Consider the following 20784-nt stretch of genomic DNA (forward strand, 5'->3'; position numbering starts at 1 on the left):
TTGATTTGCTTTTAATAGTTGAATACATGGCTACCCGTTACGGTATTTACCTCCTCCAAGGCCAGTAACACTTCTTTTTGAGTTTGGTAAAGTCGCAAGCAGGTTGTTTTGTAGGTCTCATAATAATCGATAAACTCAAGGAGACTGATATTCCGTTTTTGGAAATTCAAGTTCACGCCTTCGATAATCAAGGCGAAATCCTTCTCCAATCCATAGTTTGAGGAACGATAAAGCTGAATCGCCTTTTCCAATCGGGCATAGCTGGTGAATAACTCATTCTCGGCTTGTCGACGGGCGTATTCTTCCTTATGGGCCTTTTGAGCGACGGATATTTTCGCCGCCCTGATATTCCCTTGATTCCGGTTAAATATAGGGAGAGAGACGCTCAAGCCGATCGCCCAATAATCATTGATAAAGTTACCCGCCTTATCATACGTACCCTTTACGCTCACTTCCGGGAAAGCGAGGGAACGTTGTAATCTCACGTCCGCCTCCGAAGCCTTGACGCTTGCTTGCGCCAACTTAAGATCCGGACGTTCGTATAATAAAGAGGTCAATTCAGAGAAAGGAACGGAGTCCATATCGATCTGGTTCAACACAGACTCATCGAATATCGGCTCGAAGGTATCATTGCCGGATATTCCTAGTAAAAGCCGCATGTCTCCTTGAAGGGAGATAACTTGGTTGGCGATATCATTCCGCTCTTGCCGTAAAGAGAGTAATAGGGCCTCGATACGGGACTTCTCTAATAAAGAAACATTCCCTTTCTCATTCTGCTCCTTGAGAACCACCAACAGATGAGCCAATGAATCAATCTCACGATCGTAAATAGATTGGGATTTCCGGGTGAAATAAAGCGCTATGAATTTCTCCTTCAACTCGCTCCGGAGGGTTCTCAATACCTCTTCGAATTGGTAAAGGGCCATTTCCTTATTGATTTTCTCCAAACGGACACGTTTGTTTCGCTGACCGGCAATATAGATCAACTGTTCCACCTCTACGATCGTTTCCCCTTGTTTCCCGAAATCAAAGTAACGTCCGTTCAATCGGTTATAAACATTTTGCTCCAAAGAGACCACGGGATTCTCGAAAAGTTTGGCCTGTACCACCTGAGCCTCGGCTATATCGATATTATACCGTTCGGCTATCACTTCCAGATTGTGTTCAGAGAAACGTTGCTCGGACTCTTTCAAGGAGAGGGAGACGACAGAGGCTTTCGCCCCAGAGAAAAGAAGAGATAAAAAAAGTAAAAGAGTGACTCGTCTGTCCATTTGCGTTAAATTTTACGCAAAGGTAGAAGTCACTCTTTTATCGCTTATGAATATTTAGTTAGAATACTCTTAGGCCAAATTAGAAATTTATTAGAGAGATTTAAAGTATAATATTGTTTTCTTTAATCCTTCCTCCAAACAAACCGTAGGTTCCCACCCATCTAATTTCTCTTTGGCCAACGTAATATCGGGCTTACGTTGCTTGGGATCGTCTCCCGGCAACGGGCGGTATACGATCTTAGAGGAGGAGTTTGTCAAACGGATCACGATCTTGGCCAACTCGTTCATCGAGAACTCTCCCTGATTTCCGATATTTACCGGGCCGGTAAAATCATCCGAGGTATTCATCATGCGAATCATCCCCTCGATCAAATCGTCTACATATTGGAAACTACGAGTTTGGTTTCCATCCCCATAAATCGTAATGTCCTTATTTTGTAATGCCTGTATAATGAAATTAGAGACGACACGGCCATCGTTCGTACTCATATTAGGCCCATACGTATTAAAGATGCGGATGATTTTAACGCGAACCTTGTTTTGGCGATGGTAATCCATAAATAAGGTCTCGGCGCAACGCTTGCCCTCGTCATAACAAGAGCGAGGCCCTATCGGGTTGACATTTCCCCAATAGCTTTCCGGCTGCGGGTGTATCATGGGATCTCCATACACCTCACTGGTAGATGCTTGTAATATCTTAGCGTTCACCCGTTTTGCCAGACCTAACATATTGACCGCTCCTAACACGGATGTCTTGATCGTCTGTATCGGATCTATTTGATAATAAACTGGAGATGCGGGACATGCCAAATTATAAATCTCATCGACCTCGGCTTGGAACGGTATAGAAACATCATGCCTGATCAACTCGAAATGTGGATTTTTCAGCAGAGGAATCACATTCTCCTTACTTCCCGTAAAATAGTTATCCAGACAAATTACTTCATTTCCTTCTTCTAAAAGACGGGCACATAAATGAGAACCGATAAAGCCGGCGCCCCCGGTGATAAGTATTTGCTTCATTATATTAAATTTATTTCGTGAATTTCACCCTATAAGGTGGATCCGGACGTAAATAATCTATATCCAGATAAGGAATCTTAGGATAGATCAAGTCCAGATAGCGGAGGTCTAAGGGGCCGGGAACGACTTCTATCCGTACCTTAGCGACACCTTTATCGATAAAATCCAATATCTCGGCGGCGCTCGCTGATACATCAATGATTCGTTTTCTATAACGAGGTCCACGATCCGTTACGCATACAATGGTACTTTTCATATTCTCCAAGTTCGTGACTCTTAAAAAAGTACCAAAAGGATACGTACGATGCGCGGCGACTAATTCTTCCTTATCATGAATCCTTCCACTGGATGATTTCCTGCCATGGAAGCGATGATGGTAATATGAAGCAAGTCCTTCCTCTTGTGCCCATATTCCTTCTCCACACTTAACTGCGGCAAATATAAGTAATATGTAGAACAAGCGGAAGGACATGTACCTTTTTTAATCAATTATTGAAGCATTTTTCCATTATATTCTCCGTTCAAAGTTCCTAGAAAAACAACGATTTTTTCAACTTCTACATCATTGATCTCCTTTCCGATCTGGAACTCATGCATGATACGGATCGCATCCTCCACGGAGGCTACCGTTCCGTCGTGCATGTACGGATAAGTCAGCATCACGTTACGAAGTGTCGGGGTTTTGAACTTATGACGATCGGATTCTTTCTTAGTCACGGCATAGCGTCCGTTATCACCGTCCGTCAACCCTGTATTCCGGTAATCGAAATAGCTGTTCTTGATACCCATGAACTCGTAAGATTGACCACCGACATTTACACCAACGTGGCAAGTAGCGCATTTATTGTCCTTGAATAGTTGATAGCCCTCTAATTCTTCCGCTGTAAGCGCGTTTTTATCTCCCATCAAGTATTTGTCGAAACGACTCGGCGTAAGCAAGGTCTTCTCAAACTCAGCGATAGCGTCCGTGATCGTGGATTGAGAATAACCTTCCGGATACACTTCCGTGAATTTCTTCGTGAAATCCTTATCTTGCGCTAAAGCCTCGCAAATCTGGTCGAATGAGGTACAACCCATTTCCACTGGGTTCAATGGAGGACCAGCCGCTTGCTCTTTTAGGTCTGCCGCACGTCCGTCCCAAAATTGAACGAAATTAAGCGCCGCATTATATACGGTCGGAGCGTTAACACCACCGAACTGTCCATTAATACCTTCCGAATATTGCTTACGGTCTACACCACCTGTGTTCAATCCGTGGCAAGTAGCGCAAGAGATCGTATTGTCCGCAGACAAACGAGTATCATGATACAGAGCAAAACCCAACTCTACCTTCGCCGGATCTGTAGGCAAGCTCTTCATTAGAGGCTGAAGAGGCTCATTCTTAAATTCTTCCGCTACGGTTTCGGTCGTGAAACGATCTTTACGGACATTCTTCGCCCATGAGATGATCACCGCTTTCTCATTGTCGTCAAGGCTGGTTCCCCAGTGCATCGGCATATGGGAATACTTAGCCGGGGGCATAGAGCCGCTTAGGGCCGTATTCTCCACCTTCGCCAAATCAACCTCTGAAACGGGCTGCCCGTTCTCCAAGGCTTCCACCATAGCAGTCAAGTCCACATAGTGAACGGCCTCCTTCATGTCTGCCTGTACTACGGGACCGATCAACGGTAAATTACCGTAAAATGGCAGAGGCGCATTTTCAGAGTGGCAGGCCAAACAGTCGTTTTCCCGCAGGATAGAGGCCACTTGCTTACCTTCATTGTCGGCAAATTTCTTGTATTCGGAAGAACCGCACGAGGTAACCGCAAAGGCTAAAGCGCAGAGTCCTACCGGTAATGCCGTCATTTTAGCATAAATTGTTTTACGCATAACTATATTTATTTAGATTTATTAAGTGCAAATATAGAACAATTCACTTACATGTACCCTAAAAGCCTTGGATTTCATTGATCAGTTTTATCTATGGGAAGATAAATAGAATCTATGCGGTGGGCTTCCATCCGCAGCATCGCAGCAAGCTCCTTCCTATAATGCCCAGTATGAGGTTCTAACAATGGGCAATATAAGGATGTTACAATGCCCATTATAAGCAGCTAACAATCGCAGTTATAAGCAGCCGCCAATCGCTATGTGGATAATCCGATTTTTTTATATAGCTTTGTCTCATTATGTATAATCAATAAATTATAAGGCAAAGATGTTTAAGAACAAAGTTGTATGGATTATCATCGCTATCGTAGCGATATTATTCTTTTGGGTGAAAGGCGTGTATAATAATATGGTAACTCAAGACGAAGGCGTGAAAACCGCATGGAGCCAAGTTGAGAACCAATATCAACGCCGTATGGATTTGATCCCGAATCTGGTAAATACGGTAAAAGGATACGCCGCGCATGAGAAAGAGACTTTAGAAGGTGTGGTCAACGCTCGTGCCGAGGCGACGAAGACTACGATTGATCCTTCTAACCTTACTGAGGAATCCTTGAAGAAATTCCAGTCCGCACAGGGTGAGTTAGGAAATGCCCTCTCCCGTTTGATGCTTGTTTTAGAGCGTTATCCAGACTTAAAAGCGAATCAAAACTTTATGGAGCTTCAAGCGCAATTGGAAGGGACCGAAAATCGTATCTCGGTAGAGCGTAAACGTTTTAACGAGGTAGCTCAGTCTTATAATACCTATATTCGCCAATTCCCGAACAATATTTTGTCCGGAATGTTCGGCTTCCAATCGAAAGCTTATTTCGCCGCTGAATCCGGTGCGGAAAAGGCTCCTAAGGTAGAATTCTAATAGCCATTCGCTGAATGAGTGAGATAAAGAATATAGGATCTAGGCGCAAGTGTCCGGTAAGCCTTTTATGGATCAGTTTATTGCTGGTTGGTTTTGCCTCTTCTATTTTCGCGGCAAAGGATTATTCGATCGAGACCATTCCGAACGTACGTCTTTCCAACCGGTTGAACCATGTCAGTAATCCGGATGGTATCATTACCCCGGATGATGCGGCACGTATCAATCAATTATTAAATGTAGTGGAAGATAGTCTCGGTATCGAGGTAGCTGTCGTTGCCGTGAATAGCATCGGGGATCAGGATGCCCGGATGTTCGCTACGGATTTATTCAAACATTGGGGATTGGGACAAAAGAGCAAGGATAATGGTTTATTGATCCAGTTGGTGACGGAACCTTCCCAACGTTCGGTCGTTTTCGAGACGGGATATGGCATCGAGGGTGTCTTACCCGACGCAATTTGCTACCGGCTCCAGCAGCGGTATATGATGCCCGATCTAAAGGCCGGGGATTATAGCGCCGGCATGTTGAAAGGAGTCATGGCGGTTACCAAGTATTTAATGTCCAGCGACTATGAACGGGCAGGCATGACTGGCAACCGTTCTTCTTCCTCGTCCGATGATGATTTTATGTGGATATTCGTGGTGGGAATTATCGGGATGATCGGTTTCTCGGCATTTATCGCATACTTAAAGTATCGTCCGAAGGCATGTCCCCGTTGTGGAAAGAAAACCTTTGTGTATATGGGGCAGCAGGTGATCCGGGAAGCGACTCGTTTCTCGGAAGGTCTGGCCGAAGATGTATACCGCTGTAAGAGTTGCGGGTATACAGAGAAAAAAAATCGTACCATCGACCGCATACACCGAGGAGGAGGTGGCCCTATTATTATGGGTGGCGGTGGTGGTTTCGGAGGTTTTAGCGGAGGCGGCGGTGGCGGCTCTTGGGGGGGTGGAAGCTCCGGGGGTGGCGGTTCGATCAGTCGTTTCTGAAAATACGATTATTCGCATTATTTTATACAAGCGGTCACGTAAAACCTTATGTGACCGCTTGTGTTTTCGTATCTTATTGCTCTTTCAGATAGTAGTCGGAAAGTATATCCCGTACCTTCTCGGGAGTAACCCTTCCATAGACCTTCCCGCCGATCATGACCACCGGAGCCAATCCGCAAGCACCGACACAGCGTAAGCAATCCAAGGAGAACAAACCGTCCGGTGTAGTCTCTCCTACCTTTATTTCCAATTGACGTTGCATTTCTTCCAGAACATTTTCTGCGCCACGCACGTAACAGGCCGTTCCCAGACAAACCGAGATGGGGTATTTCCCCTTGGGGGTCATCGTAAAGAATGAGTAAAAAGTAACTACGCCATATACCCTTGAGACCGGGATATTCAATTCGGCGGCGATAACCTGTTGGACTTCCGGTGGTAAATATCCGAACAAGCCTTGGGCGGCGTGCAAGATATTGATCAACTCCCCGGGATCGTTGTTGCGTTCAGCGCATATCGCATGTAGCTCCGCTACTTTTGTTTTAGGCAAATGTATCTCATTCATGGCTTATTTACTTTTTTCAGTTTCTATATACATACCGATTACTTCCTTACGATCTATGTAATGGGTATGCAGTAATTTGTGGGCTTTCGGTCCGCAAGGCTCTCCCAAATACTCGCTGTATAATTGCTGGATATACGGATTCTCATGGCTCTTGCGAAGCGGTTTGTTAGCGTCTTCCCGGTAAAGAGCGGCAGCACGCCGGCGAAGTACCTCCATACGGCCTCGGTGGAACGGTTGTCCGCCACCGCCGATACAGCCTCCCGGACAAGCCATCACCTCGATCGCATGATAAGGAGAGGTACCGTTCTTCACCTCCTCGATCAATTTGCGGGCATTCCCCAGACCATGAGCGATACCGATCTTTACCGGAGTCCCATTAAAATCGATGGTAGCGCTACGAATACCTTCCAGTCCGCGTAACTCCTCGAAGTCCACTTTATCCAGATTTTTCTTCGTATATAATTCATAAGCAGTACGGCAAGCGGCCTCAATAACACCGCCGGTAGTACCGAAGATCACGCTCGCTCCGGTAGATTCACCCAACGGACGATCGAACTCACCATCCGGCAGTTCATTGAAATCTATATTCGCATAACGGATTAAACGGGCTAACTCACGGGTATATATCGAATAATCTACATCGGGATTACCTTCCACACTAAACTCCGGGCGGCTAGCCTCATACTTCTTCGCCAAACAAGGCATGATAGATACGACTACCAAATCCTTACGGTCCACTCCCAACTTCTCGGCGAAATAGCTCTTGGCGATCGCTCCGAACATTTGCTGCGGGCTCTTGGCTGTAGATAAATTATCCCGTAACTCGGGGAAATGTTGTTCCACAAAGCTAACCCAGCCCGGACAACAACTCGTCATTAACGGTATTTTCACCTCTTTGTCTCCATTCAAGTAACTACCTAGGCGATGTAATAATTCCGTTCCCTCTTCCATAATGGTCAAGTCGGCGGCAAAGTCCGTATCGAATACATAATCAAAACCCAATTGACGCAAAGCTGAAACCATCTTGCCTGTAACCAATGTACCCGGCTCATACCCGAAATCACGTCCCAACGCTGTGCGAACCGCCGGTGCTGTCTGGGCGATAACAATTTTAGTAGGATCGGCCAAAGCGTCCAAGACCGGCTGTTGCGTATTACGTCCGCTAAGCGCGTTTACAGGACAGACGGATACGCATTGTCCACAATAAGAACAGGTACTTCCGGCCATATCCCGTTCGAAAGCTGTTGATACGGCCGCGTTAAATCCACGGTTCACGGCAGTCAAGGCGCCAACCGTCTGTATCGTATTGCACATGGTCTCACAACGGCGGCACATGATGCATTTGTTCATGTTCCGGACAATAGAAGGGGAACGATCTATCGTAAATGTAGACATTTCTCCCTTATACCGGATCTCGCGGATTCCTAGGTCGTGCGCGATCTTTTGTAACTCGCAATGTCCGTTGCTACTACATGTCAGGCATTCCGCCGGATGATTCGAGAGGATCAGCTCCATCACCGTCCTGCGGGCATTCATTACCCGAGGGGTATGTGTCCGTACGACCATACCTTCCGTACATTCCATTTTACAGGATGGGGCTAAATTTCTACGTCCCTCGATCTCTACGACACAAATACGGCAAGCTCCCGGATTATTCTCATAATGCAAATCCTCCAGTTTCATATAACAGAGTGTCGGGATATGGATACCTACACTTTTTGCCGCATCTAAAATGGTGGTTCCTCTCGGCACTTCCACCTCTTTATTATCTATGATTAATTTAATTGTTTCCATGATTGTAAATGAATTTAGTGGACATAAATCGCTCCGAACTTACACTTCTCCATACAGGTACCGCAACGGATACAAGCTTGCGGATCGATAATATGAGGAATTTTCCGTCCACCTGTAATTGCGTGCACCGGACAAACACGGGCACAGAGCGTACATCCTTTACATTTCTCCGGATTGATGAAATATTGAGTAAGTTCCCGGCATTGATGAGACGGACAACGATGCTCCCGGACATGCGCCAGATATTCATCGTAGAAATTATCCATCGTAGATAAAACCGGATTCGGGGAAGTCTGTCCCAAGCCGCATAAAGCGGTATCCTTAATCACCATCGCCAGATTCCTTAGACGGATCAAATCCTCTTCGGTTCCGTTTCCACTCGTAATTTTCTGCAATATCTCATGTAAGCGTTTATTACCGATACGGCACGGTGCGCATTTACCGCAAGATTCCTCGACCGTAAAGTCCAGATAGAACTTAGCCATGGCTACCATACAATCATCCTCGTCCATGACGATCATACCTCCGGAACCCATCATGGAACCAGCGGCAAGCAAATTATCATAATCGATAGGAAGATCAAGATGCTTTTCTGTCAAGCAACCTCCTGACGGGCCACCGGTTTGCACAGCCTTAAACTTCTTTCCATCCTTGATACCTCCCCCAATTCCAAAGATAACCTCACGCAAAGTCGTACCCATAGGAACCTCGATCAGACCTACATTGTTTACCTTTCCAGCCAAGGCGAACACCTTTGTTCCTTTGCTTTTCTCCGTTCCGATACTACTGAACCATTTAGCGCCTCTTAACAAGATCACCGGGATATTCGCATAAGTCTCTACGTTATTTACATTGGTTGGACAACCTTTATACCCGTGTTCACTAGGAAACGGTGGCTTTACGGTAGCCTCGCCTCGCAAACCTTCCATACTGTGGATCAAAGCGGTCTCCTCTCCACAAACAAAAGCTCCGGCACCGTACCGGATCTCGATATCGAATGAGAAATCAGTCCCAAATATATTCTCGCCCAGCAATCCATATTCTTTCGCTTGCCGTATGGCTATTTTCAAACGTTCAACGGCTAGCGGATATTCGGCACGGATATATACCAAACCTTTGTTAGCTCCCGTACAATATCCATTAATCGCCATAGCCTCCACAATCGAATGCGGGTCGCCCTCCAATATGGAGCGATCCATAAAAGCGCCCGGGTCGCCCTCGTCCGCATTACAAACCACGTATTTTTGAGGTGCTTGTACCTTACGGGTAATCTGCCATTTCAAGCCTGTGGGGAAACCACCGCCCCCACGACCCCGTAAACCACTATCCATGATTTCCTTGATTACTTCCTCGGGAGTCATTTCCACAAGGGCTTTTCCTAACGCTACATAGCCGTCACGAGCGATATACTCATCGATATTCTCCGGGTTGATAAAGCCACAATTTCGAAGGGCGATTCGTAGCTGTTTCTTATAGAATCCGATATGCTTGGAGTCCGGAACCAGCTCACGGTTCTCTGGATTCATATAAAGTAACCGTTCCACTTTACGGCCTTTTACCAAATGCTCCCGTACGATCTCGTCCGTATCCGATGGTTGAACTTGTACGTAAAAAGTGTTATCGGGGATCATCTTAACCACCGGACCCTTCTCGCAGAAACCGAAGCATCCGGTACGGATCACTTGTGTATCCTCTAATCCGTATTGCTCGACGGCGGCTCTCAGATTCTCGATGATCTGCTCGCTTTGTGATGCACGGCAACCTGTGCCACCGCACACCAATATATAATTCGTGTATTGTGCCATTTATGTAAGATATTAAATTTCTTATTCGGGTTTTACGGTGGTGTAAGTTACAGGAATGATGCCGTCTACCAAGATACCCTTACGGATATACTTGTCTATGATCTCTTCTACTTTTGCCTTATCGACATAACCGAATACCAACGGCTCCTGACCCGGAAGCTTGATTTCGATAGTCGGTTCCGCATAACAATAGCCCATGCATCCGGTTTGAGTTACCAACGCATCGATTTTCTGCCGGTCTAAAACCTCGATAAAATAACTCATTATCTCCTTGGCTCCGGCAGCTATACCGCAAGTGGCCATAGAAACCTTAATTTGTACGAGCTGATCAGGGGTATTGCTTTTTTCACGCAGATCCAAAGACGCACGAAGAGATTCACGCATTTTCTTGAGATCATCTAATGTCTTTACTTTGTTCATGGTCATATTCTATTATTTAAGGAAAACACCGTAATGTCATTTGCACAAACATACGGAATCTCTTTCAAATAATATCATATTTCCGTGAATTTTTCTTCGACACGTGATTGAGATATCTTGGAATTGGGAGGTACACTATGGGTGAGCCAGATGTTACCCCCGATAATAGATCCTCGGCCAATAGTGATCCGTCCTAATATGGACGCGTTGGAATAAATGGTCACATAATCCTCGATGATCGGGTGACGGGGCAAATCTATCGGAAGTCCTTCCTCGTCCAGCGTAAAACTCTTGGCTCCTAACGTCACACCTTGATAAAGGCGGACATGGTTTCCGATAATGGCGGTTTGTCCCACGACAATACCCGTTCCATGATCGATACTGAAATATTCTCCGATCTGCGCCCCGGGATGAATGTCGATCCCGGTTTGCGAGTGTGCCATTTCCGTAATGATACGCGGGAGTACCGGTACGCCTAGCTCGAATAATTCATGAGCGACCCGTTGATGTAAAAGCGCGTAGACCGCCGGATAACAGAATATAATCTCACTCACGCTCTTGGCTGCCGGATCACCATCCAAGATGGCCTTTACATCGGTGGACAGTAAATATTTGATATGAGGAATCCGGTTAATAAAAGCGATCGAGATCTCGGAAGCCCGGTCCTTGGAATCACAACAACGCTCTACCTCAAAACAAAGCCCATTATATATTTGCTCTTGCAAGAGATCATAGATCTTTTCCAAATAGACTCCCGTATAATATTGGATAGAGCCTAATTGAGCCTCTTGTTCCGTACCAAAGAATCCGGGGAAGATAACCGTACGTAATAGGCGCATGATCTCATGCAACGTAGCGACTGAAGGCGATGGCTTCTGATGCAACGGGATATATTTGTATTCCGGTAGATCAGGAGCCGACAGCCGTTCTACGTTCTTCTGTATCTGTTCTAAAATCGCTGTTCTATTCATCTTTAATTATCCCAAGTAGGATCGTAACTAATTAATGAGTTAGAGGCATTGCCCAAACCGATATAGATATAATTATCCAAGACATACATGCAATGTACAGACCTGTTAGCCGCTGGTAACTGGGATTTCTGGCTCCAGTTCTGAGAGTCCGGATCATAGCGCCAAATATAACCGTCCCCGTCTACGCCATATACGTAATTACCATAAGCGATAGCACATAAAAGCATCCTTCCGGGGAACGAAGCCTCCTTTTCCCAAGCTACAGCGTTCTTGTCTGTAGACCAAAACTGTGTCGTATATTCCAAAGAAGGATCCGCTTTATTAATAATCCCCAGTCCGGCATATATACGGTCACCAATTACAACGGATATTCCGCCGTATTGTTTAATCGGGAAATTAGATTTCTTGCTCCAAACGAAAGCGCTCGGTTCATAAGTCCAGACTTCATCGATTAGTTCGTTACCTCTACGTCCACCTATGAGGAACGCTTGATCTTCCATTCTGCAACATGCCGCCCGATACATACCTTTAGGCCGTTGCTGGTCTGTTTGTACGGCGCTCCAAGAATTATCGGATGTGGAGTATACATATAAACTGTCACATATCTTTCCCGTGTTATCCAAACCACCAAAAGTCCATAGGCCAAATCCGATGCTGAAACATGCTTGGCCCGATAATTTCTCAGGCTGAGACCTTAAGGGCAACCATTCTTTCTTAGAGGTCATATATCCCCAAAACTCATCGGTGTATTCCCTACCCGTGTCACCGCCTAACAAGAATCCCGTGCTATTAGCCAAGGTACAGAAAGAGGTAGATCCCGGTATCCGGAAAGCTCCCTCAAACCTTGCCCCTGCTCCAAATATATCCGGAGTTTGGAAGCGAACTTCCTCTCCGTAAGCGATACCATTCTTATTTTTAGCGTAAGCCCTTAAATAATAGCTCGTGCCTCCTCTCAATTCCTTTATCGTACCCGTAAACGCTTGTGTACCGGAAGAAAGAGCTACCGCTCCTTCACAATTACCAAAGGCCGGACTAGGACTAGTTCCCCAACATACACCGGCCTCTGTAACCGGTGAGGCACCTTCGGCTAAGACCTCTCCTCCTACCCATGCGGTACCGTTTTTAATAGTAGACACCTCCTTCGTATTGACTGTAGGCAACTCACTTTCCAGAATCGTATGGATACCTTCGCCTGCGCTATAGGTAGTACCTAAAGCGTTTGTCGCATAAGCACGTACGTAATACCCTTTCTGCTGTTGCATATCATAGATTTTCCCGGCAAATTCTCCGATACCCGCTCCGCAAATAATCGTATCCCCATTTTCTATTGTCGGCGATTTATCAGCACTAAAGCAGAAACCACATGCCGTGATCGGAGAATCTCCCTCGCTTATTATTTCCATGGAGAACTCCGCATAGGTAAACTCTGTCGCTATTTTCTTGAATTTGTTATCATCTAATACAGGACGACCATTCGTGGTCTTAAAGGTCTCGACTTTCGCCCCGTTATACTCACCATATTTACTTTTTGCGTAAGCTCTAACGTAATAGGTAGTTTCCGGTTTTAAATCGGAGATCGTACAATAGAACGAATCGGCTTCCATGTCTATACGAATCGTAGAGTCGGATGCTGAAGGCTCCGGATTCAGCATTAAGTAAATACCCCTTTCCTCGATTTCGGCTTCCCCTTGTTTGGTTATCATACCTCCACATTGAACGGAAGTAGACATCACGTTGACTGGCAATAAGGTCTTAACGCTTCCTAATCCATCTTTCGTCTTAAAAGGTAAAATCTCTCCATAAGCGGTATCTACCGCATTGATCGCATAGGCCCGGATATAGTAATCCAGATCATTGGTTAAGCCCTCGATCGTAGCCTCATATTTTACCTTACGCTTGGATACGGCTTTTTTATTTTTCTCTATCACAGTAAAGGTTGATTCCGTGCTCCAACAAAAACCGGCCTCTGTCACGGGAGCGCCGTTTTCTTGCAAGACCTCCCCCGATACTGTCACGGAACTAGCCGTGGACTTCAATATCTCGTCTGTCTTAACAGACGGTTTTTTAGCGTTTCGAATGCCACCATCTATATCCGGATCATTCACGCATCCGGCCATTAATAAAGCCGCAAATAGAATAGAGAAGAGTGAGTATATATGTTTCATAAATAATCAATATTAAAAGAATACACCTAAGCCAGCGTTTAGATCCAAGTACTTAAAATTAACCGTATTGCATCCAACGCTAATAAATACAGAGTTCGTTATTTTCATCATCAAGTCAACCTCGGCAGCGACCCCTTTGTATGAGGAATCAATATTCCGGCACCATACCTCTCGTGTACTATCGTAGTTTTCATAGGAATGGGTCGTGAACGAATGTAGTAAAGCTCTTTCACCATATCCCAAACCAACGGAGGCATATAACCACGGAAAGCATTTTACGATTAAACCGGCCGTTCCGGCTATACTATTTGTCTTCGAGGATTTACCTGTATTAAGCTCATAAGATTCCCCTTCCGAATTAGAGAACTTAATAATCTGCCCTTGGTTATTACATTCGTCCGTATAATTCATAAAAGACATATTCGTCTTGAAACGGACATACCAACCGAAGCGTTGCCCCATACCTCCTACCGTGATTCCATAAGGAGATTCGATCGAATACGAGTATCCCGCGAAAAACTCCATTCGTTTCTTAGGGGATACCGCTGCGGAATCTATCGGTTGGGCCTCGGGTTCCGCCGGCTTTAACAACATCTCTTGGTATTCTTTCCAATAGGTTGCTAGCTCCTCACTTTTAGGGGTTCCGATACCTTCCGAATAATAAATGATTAATTTAGAGATGGCATCCGGATCATCTTCCGTAGCTTTGACCGTCAGGCAGTTTAAACATTTATTCATCAAGCTACGCATGGAAGGCCGCATTCGCTCGTTGGAAAGCCAAATCGTAGTCAGCTGATCAATACTGTATGCGTCGCATTGCGATACGCCTTCCTCGTACCACATTTTAGCGTCACTATAATCAAGACGTTTCATCGCTTCATCTCCCTTACGGTTGTATTCCGTACGCTGTTGCGCCAGCAGTCCGAGGGGAAATACCGCACATATCATCAATATCCAAAGTCTTTTCATATAATAGGTAAATACATGTTTAGTTGTTCATAATATTACAATCAATAATAAGTAAGGCCTTCGCTAATCAATGATCCGTCAGAATTATAAATATCAAACAAATTGTCTTCCCGTTCGAATGCCCGGCCGTTATCCGCGATACCGACACTTAGGTATTTGCAAGGAATACGTTCCTCGGCTTTCGAATCGATCGCCCCGTATCTGTTATTTGACTTCTTACGTACGATCTTATATCGTCCGAAAGCCATTTTCTCCTCATACAGGGCCTTTTTGTCCGCTATACGTTTCTCCTCGGTTTTCTCATCGCAAGCGATGATCAACCGGACTACCTCTTCCGTAAGTTTCGTATCCTTTGCTTCCGACAAATCTTTCTTAGCTCCCGAATAATCAGCTTTGGCCATTTTTTCCTTACCGGAGGCGATTAACGAGTTATATTTCTCATTCATCTCATTTTCCGATGGCTGATCCGGGAGAACATTCTCTTCTATCGTATGCTCTGTTTCCATAGGTCGTTTCTCTTCCACTTGAGGCTCTTGTTTCTCCGCTTCCTTTATCTCAGAGATAGGAGGTTCCGTATGTAAAACTGGGTGATCTGGCATTTCTACTTCTTTTGAGACATTGCTATCCGGCTCCACAGCTGAAGGTAAATCAATACTCTCGACAACCTCTTTTGTGGGCCTATTGCTATGCACTAAAAGAGCTGTAGCGGATCCTACAACGACAAATATAGCGATTCCGATAGGAATTATTTTCTTTCTGGAATTATTCTTTTCTGTTACTGGCTCCACGGCAGGTGGATTAGCCACATTGACAACAGTCTCTTCATCATCCGATCCTACTAATTTAGAATCTACAGGTGATGAATAAACCACCGTTGTTTCCTCATTCACAATCTCGGGAGATGGACTTGGGACAACCTGAACTTCCTTTTCCGCTTGAGAAAAATCCAAAGACGCCAACATCTCGCCCACCGTCTCAAAGCGATCCGCAGGAATGATTTGCATCGCTTTTATGATAACAGCCTCTGTTTTCGGGCTGATCGCCGCATTGATTTCAGAGGGGTTTCGCAAAGGACGTGCGGCACGTAGTATAGATTCTGTAGGGATTGTTCCCGTTAACAGATTATACATCGTGGCTCCCAAGGAATAAATATCCGGACGGGGCGAGAACACTTGTGTTCCTTCGTTATCGTATTGCTCTATGGATGCGAATCCTTTAGAAAGGGTTAACATCGTAGTGCTGGTCTCTTCCTGCTCGATATCGTAACGTTTGCTGACTCCGAAATCGATCAAGCGGGCGTTCCCGTTCTTATCGATCAAGATATTGCTAGGCTTGATATCCAGATGCAAGATACTCTTATCATGAACGAATTGTAACGCCTCGCCAATTTGCCGTACATATTTAAGGACCGTAGCTTCGGGCAATATCCCGTTTTTCTCAAGCATATATTTTAGCGAGAAGCCGGAAATATACTCCATGGCAATATAAGCCGTATTGTTTTCCTCGAAAACCTCCAACACGTTTACGATATAGGGATGGTGAACTTCCGATAGGATCTTTGCCTCTTTGATCAGTTTTTCCTTGAACTTGTTAAATAAGACCTTTCCCGTCTCCGAATGTACTTTTACGGCTTGGGAACCGGGTTCTCTATAACAATAATCCTTGAAGAAATATTCCTTGACACAGATAGGGACCTCCGTCTTTACGGTGCCTAAAGATCCTTTAACCTCTGTATACCAAACTCCTCTGTAGGTTATGCCAAAACCACCTTGACCAACCACATGAGTAAGTCTGTATTTTCCATTTTGAAGAAGATGTCCGTCTGGCAGATTCATAACCTTGAATAATTCCATTTAATCTGCCAAAAGTACGTTATTTATATAAAAGAATAAAGAAAAGAGAGAATATTTTGCTTAAAACCCATGCTATCTTCCACTTTTTGAATAGGTATGATATAAAAAGAAAAATTATCCCGAGTCTTGCCGTCACAGGCTTCCATGAGAGCGTCCTTTATTTCCGGAACAGATAAACGACCATTAAATATCTCTGCGATCTTTTCATTCTTCAGTCTTTCAAGAACCCCGTCCGTACAAAGAAAGAGGAAATCGTCGGGTTGAATATCGTTCAAGGTAATAATGTCCGCTTCTGTTGGAGTATGAGTGCCTTGTATAGCCCGGATAATCACATTCCGCTGGGGGTGGGTTAACGCTTCTTCCGGAGTGATCTTACCTAATTTAACCAACGAATTTACCAATGAATGATCTTCTGTTTGATATAAAATCTCCCCCTTCCTCAGATGATAGATCCGGCTATCTCCGATATGAGCCAATACGATTCCGGAAGAAGCGATATAGGCCATGGTGAGCGTAGTAGCCATACCCATCGCTTCCGGATGCTCTTGAACATAGGAGTCGAAACAGACTTCCGCATAATGTACGGCTTTATGGATAAACTCAGGCGTGGGATCATCCTTTAGGAACGTAGAAAAGAAAGTTTGTATGGACTCGCAAGCTAATGAGCTGGCTACCTCCCCTTTCTCGGCTCCACCCACACCATCGCAAACCATAAACAATTTTTGGTCAAGGGTCACTTGTTCGGGAAGCGGGTAAATGGAATCCTCGTTATTCGATCTGCCTCCTTTTTCCGTAATAGCACATGGCTTACCGATCGTTATAATCATAACAAATGAGTTTTATTCATTAAAACGTAAGACGGTGCGACCAATAATAATCTCGTCATTATCATTGAGCACGACCACCTCGCCATTCTCTAGGTAACTGTTATTATATAACGTATGGTTTTTACTATTATTGTCGGTAAGGAAATGTTTATATCCACCTTTTGAATCTTTTTTCACCTCAATGCAAATATGCTCGCGACTCATCGTGCGATCAGCCGTGATAATTGGCATCGTAGCTTGTGAGGCGTTCGACTTCCGGCCAATGACAACCTTCCCTTCGTGAAGAGGAAACGCTTGTTCAGGTGTATCGGCGTCTGGAAGAACCGTCAGTCTGCCGATTCCAGTCTTGACAGGTGTCACTAAAATCGTATCGGAATCGATTTCCTGATGATTACATTTCTCGGATAATAAGGACAAAGGAATAGGCTCTTTGCATTTCGGACACTTAAAGGAGGTAATGCCGAGGGGAATCTTCCCCTCGTCTACCTTTAATCCTACATGGCAATGTGGACATTTAACCGCGATCATACGATAAACGAAATATCTGCGCCATCCATATCCGTAGAGTACAGATCCATCATATCTGTATCGGAAAGCATAACCGTATCGTCCGCCAATGTTATAAAGTCTGAATGATCGAAAGACTCGATGCTACTATCGTCTATAACTATGGCGTCGCCTAGGTCGACACCTCCTCCTTCCACGTCTATTATGACAGCATCCGCTGGCATGACGTCATTGCCGTCTAAAGTTACGAATGTATATTCCTCTTCTTGCATAACCTTTGTTCCTAATATATTAATATTCCGAAAACAAAAGTACAAAAAGCAATGGATTAATAAACTTGTTATTCTCTCTTATAATCAAACATTTGGGTTTCATGTACAAAAGAGGCTGTTTTACTATACGAAAAGAAAAGGCTCATTCTCTCACCCATTTGGCCTTACAGGAAGAAACTGGGCATTGCTTTCGGTTTTTCAATGATTCCCAAGGGATCTCACCTAAGAATGTCCCACATTTCGGACAAACATAGTCTATCTTAAATTGATTGGCGATATCCTGCAATTGCTGGGGAATCTTGGCCGACTGCTTGGCTCCTAGATAGATTCCTACCGTAGGGGCACAAATCGTTATCAGGAGGCTGATGCCGAATAGTTCCGGGCTACCTTTCCCTAAGAAGCCTATCACGACCCCCACTATTCCGGGCAAAGCAAATGGTAAGGATTGAAATAATCTGGTCTTAAACTGATTAGAGGATTGAATCTTAACTTTTGCTTGAATATAATCATCGTAGACTTTTTTCAATGCGGCAAATTCATCGCTATAATCATTATTGTATTTAAGCACCTCGGAAAGATTTAAGACATAGCTATCCCCCAAGCGAATATGATCCGTAGGAGTAACACGTTTCTTTACGATCTGGGCTCCATTCACGAACGTACCGTTAGTAGATTCCGTATCCTCCAATAATAAGTTGCCACCATCCTCACGTATCAGACGGGCATGATGGCGGCTTACATGAGGATCGTTTGCAATAAAATCGTTGTCTTTTGCTTTTCCTATCTTTATAATCATAATCTTATTCCTTTTCCTCTTCCTCTTGAGGCTTTCCCATCTCCTTCTCAAGATTATCTTTCAGCACTTTCAACGGATCCTTGGATATTACCAACTCTTTAGGCTTACCCTCTTCCGTCAATAATAATAAACGCTGCTTAGGGAGATTTATTTGTAAGATATGATTTTTATTTATGATATGACTTTTTCCGACACGCATTAATATCTTGTTACAACCAGCGACCTGCTTCTCTAAGATCTCTTCTATTTTTCCGATATTTATAGCGAAGGTAAATTGGATGCCATTTGACAACAATAGTTTCGTATAGTTCCTGTCTGCTTCAAAATAAAGGATCTGACCAATCTTAATGCGCAACAACTCATCCCTTGTTTTTATAATTAAATACCGCTCCATACGTAGAAATTGTTTTTTCGTTTCTCTTTCAAAAACAAATATACGGTATTTTCTTTATTTAATAGGTATCTTTTGGGGGAAAGATTGGTAAAGTGCACCAAAAACAAGAGCCTTTTCCCTGCTCAGAAGAGACACCGATACGCCCTCCCAGCCTTTCAATTATATTTTGGCAGATAGAAAGTCCAAGCCCTATGCCTTGCTTTTGGTTTCGTCCTTTATAAAAACGATCGAACACATGAAGTTTTATTTCCTCCGACATTCCTTCCCCCGTATCGGTCACGGATAACAGAACCTCGTTCTCCATGGCTTGATATGACAAGATGATGCTACCTATAGAGGTGTACTTAATTGCGTTTGTTATAAAATTGCCAAGAACTTGTTTCAAACGGATACGGTCGGAGCGTAATAAAAAGGAATCCAAAGATGCCGGATAGGTCAAAGCTACCCCTCTCGGTACTTTGATCTGGAAAGATGCTACCGTTTCTACAATAAGTTGTCTTAGATCAAATTCCATGAAATCAAAGGTCATGGTACCAGACTCGAGCTTAGCCAGATCCAATACATCATTAACGATACCCAATAATAACTCATTATTGGTCTGAATAAGATTAATATACTCTTGTCTTAGCTCACCATCCTCTTCATCCCCTAAAAGAGAAGAGAATCCGACAATAGCGTTTAATGGCATGCGGATCTCATGGCTGATGTTTGCCAAAAAGGAGGATTTCAAACGCTCTGATTTCTCGGCCTTCAGCATTCGTTCTTCCATCGCTTTCAGTTCAGATATATCATAATTCATCAGTAATAGGATGGGGCTTGATTTCTCCAGACCCGCCTCCATTATATCCAGACGAACCCATTTCCATCCCTCGCCATCCCTAACCCGGACTTCCCCTTGATCATGATCAGTTTCTCCATGGACAAGTCGGCTCAAGGAAGTTTTCAAGCATTCACGGTCTTCTGGCTTGACATTGGAATATATGCCTACTATCTGGCTCAATGGAGTTCCCGGAACTTCACCCATATTCAGATACCATTGTTCCATCGCCACTCCTTCCCCAGTGGACAAATCATACTTTGCGCAGCCGATCTTGGCACGATGACTTATCTGAGGAAAAAAAGGCTCGAACTCTATGCCTAATGTCGTTTTCATATATATCCGTTCTCATTATATTTATGCAAAAAGAGGGTTTAACCATAAAAAACGAATGAATTAATCGTTCGTTTTAATTAGTCGTTTATATCGATTATTTTATAGGGAACATATAGGTTTAGTAAAATACCCCAAAAACCGCATCAAAATTATATTCTAAAGTCTTTTTGACTTTCATAAGTAAATGTTTTTTGCGATATTTGCAAACGACTAATTAAAACGAACGATTAA

General features: G+C 44.2%; 20 protein-coding genes. 2 read left to right on the forward strand and 18 right to left on the reverse strand.

Annotation, left to right across the window (positions count from 1 at the left end; translation table 11 throughout):
* Nucleotides 1–11 precede the first annotated feature (11 nt).
* The 4 genes from D7V92_RS15100 to D7V92_RS15115 all read right to left on the reverse strand — a co-directional run bounded on the left by D7V92_RS15100 (nt 12) and on the right by D7V92_RS15115 (nt 4163).
* Nucleotides 12–1271, reverse strand: a complete 1260-nt coding sequence (locus tag D7V92_RS15100) for a TolC family protein (protein WP_008772185.1) — start codon at nt 1269–1271, stop codon at nt 12–14.
* Nucleotides 1272–1361: 90 nt separating this feature from the next.
* Entirely contained in the window at nt 1362–2294 is a 933-nt protein-coding gene (locus D7V92_RS15105; protein ID WP_005857024.1) for a UDP-glucuronic acid decarboxylase family protein, read from the reverse strand.
* Nucleotides 2295–2304: 10 nt separating this feature from the next.
* Nucleotides 2305–2766, reverse strand: a complete 462-nt coding sequence (locus tag D7V92_RS15110) for a septal ring lytic transglycosylase RlpA family protein (RefSeq protein ID WP_008772186.1) — start codon at nt 2764–2766, stop codon at nt 2305–2307.
* Between the two features lie 17 nt (nt 2767–2783).
* Entirely contained in the window at nt 2784–4163 is a 1380-nt protein-coding gene (locus tag D7V92_RS15115) for a cytochrome c peroxidase (protein WP_005857028.1), read from the reverse strand.
* A 328-nt stretch (nt 4164–4491) separates the two neighbouring features.
* On the opposite strand from D7V92_RS15115, the gene D7V92_RS15120 reads away from it, so the two are divergent.
* Both D7V92_RS15120 and D7V92_RS15125 read left to right on the forward strand, forming a co-directional pair.
* Nucleotides 4492–5079 carry a LemA family protein gene (locus D7V92_RS15120; protein ID WP_005857030.1) on the forward strand — a complete coding sequence of 196 codons (588 nt, stop codon included), beginning with the start codon at nt 4492–4494 and terminating at the stop codon, nt 5077–5079.
* Nucleotides 5080–5093: 14 nt separating this feature from the next.
* A complete protein-coding gene (locus tag D7V92_RS15125; protein WP_008772187.1) occupies nt 5094–6065 on the forward strand; it encodes a TPM domain-containing protein in 972 nt (323 codons plus the stop codon).
* Between the two features lie 73 nt (nt 6066–6138).
* On the opposite strand, the gene D7V92_RS15130 is transcribed toward D7V92_RS15125, so the two are convergent.
* The 14 genes from D7V92_RS15130 to D7V92_RS15195 all read right to left on the reverse strand — a co-directional run bounded on the left by D7V92_RS15130 (nt 6139) and on the right by D7V92_RS15195 (nt 20553).
* Nucleotides 6139–6627, reverse strand: coding sequence for an NAD(P)H-dependent oxidoreductase subunit E (locus tag D7V92_RS15130; RefSeq protein ID WP_005857033.1), 489 nt, complete (start codon nt 6625–6627; stop codon nt 6139–6141).
* 3 nt (nt 6628–6630) lie between these two features.
* Complete coding sequence (locus tag D7V92_RS15135) at nt 6631–8421, reverse strand: NADH-dependent [FeFe] hydrogenase, group A6 (protein WP_005862352.1); 1791 nt, start codon at nt 8419–8421, stop codon at nt 6631–6633.
* A gap of 14 nt (nt 8422–8435) precedes the next feature.
* A complete protein-coding gene (locus D7V92_RS15140; RefSeq protein ID WP_036610951.1) occupies nt 8436–10226 on the reverse strand; it encodes an NADH-ubiquinone oxidoreductase-F iron-sulfur binding region domain-containing protein in 1791 nt (596 codons plus the stop codon).
* A 21-nt stretch (nt 10227–10247) separates the two neighbouring features.
* Entirely contained in the window at nt 10248–10646 is a 399-nt protein-coding gene (locus D7V92_RS15145; RefSeq protein ID WP_005857039.1) for a ferredoxin, read from the reverse strand.
* Nucleotides 10647–10720: 74 nt separating this feature from the next.
* Complete coding sequence (locus D7V92_RS15150; RefSeq protein WP_005857041.1) at nt 10721–11617, reverse strand: serine O-acetyltransferase; 897 nt, start codon at nt 11615–11617, stop codon at nt 10721–10723.
* 2 nt (nt 11618–11619) lie between these two features.
* Complete coding sequence (locus tag D7V92_RS15155) at nt 11620–13782, reverse strand: kelch repeat-containing protein (protein ID WP_009017422.1); 2163 nt, start codon at nt 13780–13782, stop codon at nt 11620–11622.
* 12 nt (nt 13783–13794) lie between these two features.
* Nucleotides 13795–14751: a hypothetical protein gene (locus D7V92_RS15160; RefSeq protein ID WP_036629346.1), complete on the reverse strand. Its 957-nt coding sequence runs from the start codon at nt 14749–14751 to the stop codon at nt 13795–13797.
* Nucleotides 14752–14792: 41 nt separating this feature from the next.
* The gene (locus D7V92_RS15165) at nt 14793–16586 is read right to left on the reverse strand and encodes a serine/threonine-protein kinase (RefSeq protein WP_158595237.1); all 1794 of its coding nucleotides are present in this window, start codon (nt 16584–16586) and stop codon (nt 14793–14795) included.
* A 41-nt stretch (nt 16587–16627) separates the two neighbouring features.
* Entirely contained in the window at nt 16628–17431 is an 804-nt protein-coding gene (locus tag D7V92_RS15170) for a PP2C family serine/threonine-protein phosphatase (protein ID WP_005862361.1), read from the reverse strand.
* Between the two features lie 12 nt (nt 17432–17443).
* Nucleotides 17444–17959: an FHA domain-containing protein gene (locus D7V92_RS15175; RefSeq protein WP_005862362.1), complete on the reverse strand. Its 516-nt coding sequence runs from the start codon at nt 17957–17959 to the stop codon at nt 17444–17446.
* Nucleotides 17956–18210, reverse strand: a complete 255-nt coding sequence (locus tag D7V92_RS15180) for a hypothetical protein (protein WP_005857054.1) — start codon at nt 18208–18210, stop codon at nt 17956–17958. Before D7V92_RS15180 ends, D7V92_RS15175 begins: the two co-directional genes overlap by 4 nt.
* Before the next feature lie 142 nt (nt 18211–18352).
* A complete protein-coding gene (locus D7V92_RS15185) occupies nt 18353–19006 on the reverse strand; it encodes an FHA domain-containing protein (RefSeq protein ID WP_121773215.1) in 654 nt (217 codons plus the stop codon).
* 4 nt (nt 19007–19010) lie between these two features.
* Nucleotides 19011–19400 (reverse strand): LytTR family DNA-binding domain-containing protein, encoded by a 390-nt coding sequence (locus tag D7V92_RS15190; protein WP_005857058.1) that lies wholly within the window; start codon nt 19398–19400, stop codon nt 19011–19013.
* A 58-nt stretch (nt 19401–19458) separates the two neighbouring features.
* A complete protein-coding gene (locus D7V92_RS15195; RefSeq protein WP_022192678.1) occupies nt 19459–20553 on the reverse strand; it encodes a HAMP domain-containing sensor histidine kinase in 1095 nt (364 codons plus the stop codon).
* Nucleotides 20554–20784 lie beyond the last annotated feature (231 nt).

Origin of the sequence: Parabacteroides sp. CH2-D42-20 (assembly GCF_003670185.1) — a bacterium.
GTDB lineage: Bacteria > Bacteroidota > Bacteroidia > Bacteroidales > Tannerellaceae > Parabacteroides > Parabacteroides distasonis.

Excerpts from the sequence above, each read along its gene's own strand:
- D7V92_RS15130 (WP_005857033.1), bottom strand. The coding sequence starts at position 6,627 with ATGAATGAGATACATTTGCCTAAAACAAAAGTAGCGGAGCTACATGCG.
- D7V92_RS15115 (WP_005857028.1), bottom strand. The coding sequence starts at position 4,163 with ATGCGTAAAACAATTTATGCTAAAATGACGGCATTACCGGTAGGACTC.
- D7V92_RS15110 (WP_008772186.1), bottom strand. The coding sequence starts at position 2,766 with ATGTCCTTCCGCTTGTTCTACATATTACTTATATTTGCCGCAGTTAAG.
- D7V92_RS15145 (WP_005857039.1), bottom strand. The coding sequence starts at position 10,646 with ATGAACAAAGTAAAGACATTAGATGATCTCAAGAAAATGCGTGAATCT.
- D7V92_RS15105 (WP_005857024.1), bottom strand. The coding sequence starts at position 2,294 with ATGAAGCAAATACTTATCACCGGGGGCGCCGGCTTTATCGGTTCTCAT.
- D7V92_RS15180 (WP_005857054.1), bottom strand. The coding sequence starts at position 18,210 with ATGCAAGAAGAGGAATATACATTCGTAACTTTAGACGGCAATGACGTC.
- D7V92_RS15185 (WP_121773215.1), bottom strand. The coding sequence starts at position 19,006 with ATGATTATAAAGATAGGAAAAGCAAAAGACAACGATTTTATTGCAAAC.
- D7V92_RS15140 (WP_036610951.1), bottom strand. The coding sequence starts at position 10,226 with ATGGCACAATACACGAATTATATATTGGTGTGCGGTGGCACAGGTTGC.
- D7V92_RS15155 (WP_009017422.1), bottom strand. The coding sequence starts at position 13,782 with ATGAAACATATATACTCACTCTTCTCTATTCTATTTGCGGCTTTATTA.
- D7V92_RS15170 (WP_005862361.1), bottom strand. The coding sequence starts at position 17,431 with ATGATTATAACGATCGGTAAGCCATGTGCTATTACGGAAAAAGGAGGC.
- D7V92_RS15120 (WP_005857030.1), top strand. The coding sequence starts at position 4,492 with ATGTTTAAGAACAAAGTTGTATGGATTATCATCGCTATCGTAGCGATA.
- D7V92_RS15135 (WP_005862352.1), bottom strand. The coding sequence starts at position 8,421 with ATGGAAACAATTAAATTAATCATAGATAATAAAGAGGTGGAAGTGCCG.
- D7V92_RS15160 (WP_036629346.1), bottom strand. The coding sequence starts at position 14,751 with ATGAAAAGACTTTGGATATTGATGATATGTGCGGTATTTCCCCTCGGA.
- D7V92_RS15175 (WP_005862362.1), bottom strand. The coding sequence starts at position 17,959 with ATGATCGCGGTTAAATGTCCACATTGCCATGTAGGATTAAAGGTAGAC.
- D7V92_RS15190 (WP_005857058.1), bottom strand. The coding sequence starts at position 19,400 with ATGGAGCGGTATTTAATTATAAAAACAAGGGATGAGTTGTTGCGCATT.
- D7V92_RS15165 (WP_158595237.1), bottom strand. The coding sequence starts at position 16,586 with ATGAATCTGCCAGACGGACATCTTCTTCAAAATGGAAAATACAGACTT.
- D7V92_RS15195 (WP_022192678.1), bottom strand. The coding sequence starts at position 20,553 with ATGAAAACGACATTAGGCATAGAGTTCGAGCCTTTTTTTCCTCAGATA.
- D7V92_RS15150 (WP_005857041.1), bottom strand. The coding sequence starts at position 11,617 with ATGAATAGAACAGCGATTTTAGAACAGATACAGAAGAACGTAGAACGG.
- D7V92_RS15100 (WP_008772185.1), bottom strand. The coding sequence starts at position 1,271 with ATGGACAGACGAGTCACTCTTTTACTTTTTTTATCTCTTCTTTTCTCT.
- D7V92_RS15125 (WP_008772187.1), top strand. The coding sequence starts at position 5,094 with ATGAGTGAGATAAAGAATATAGGATCTAGGCGCAAGTGTCCGGTAAGC.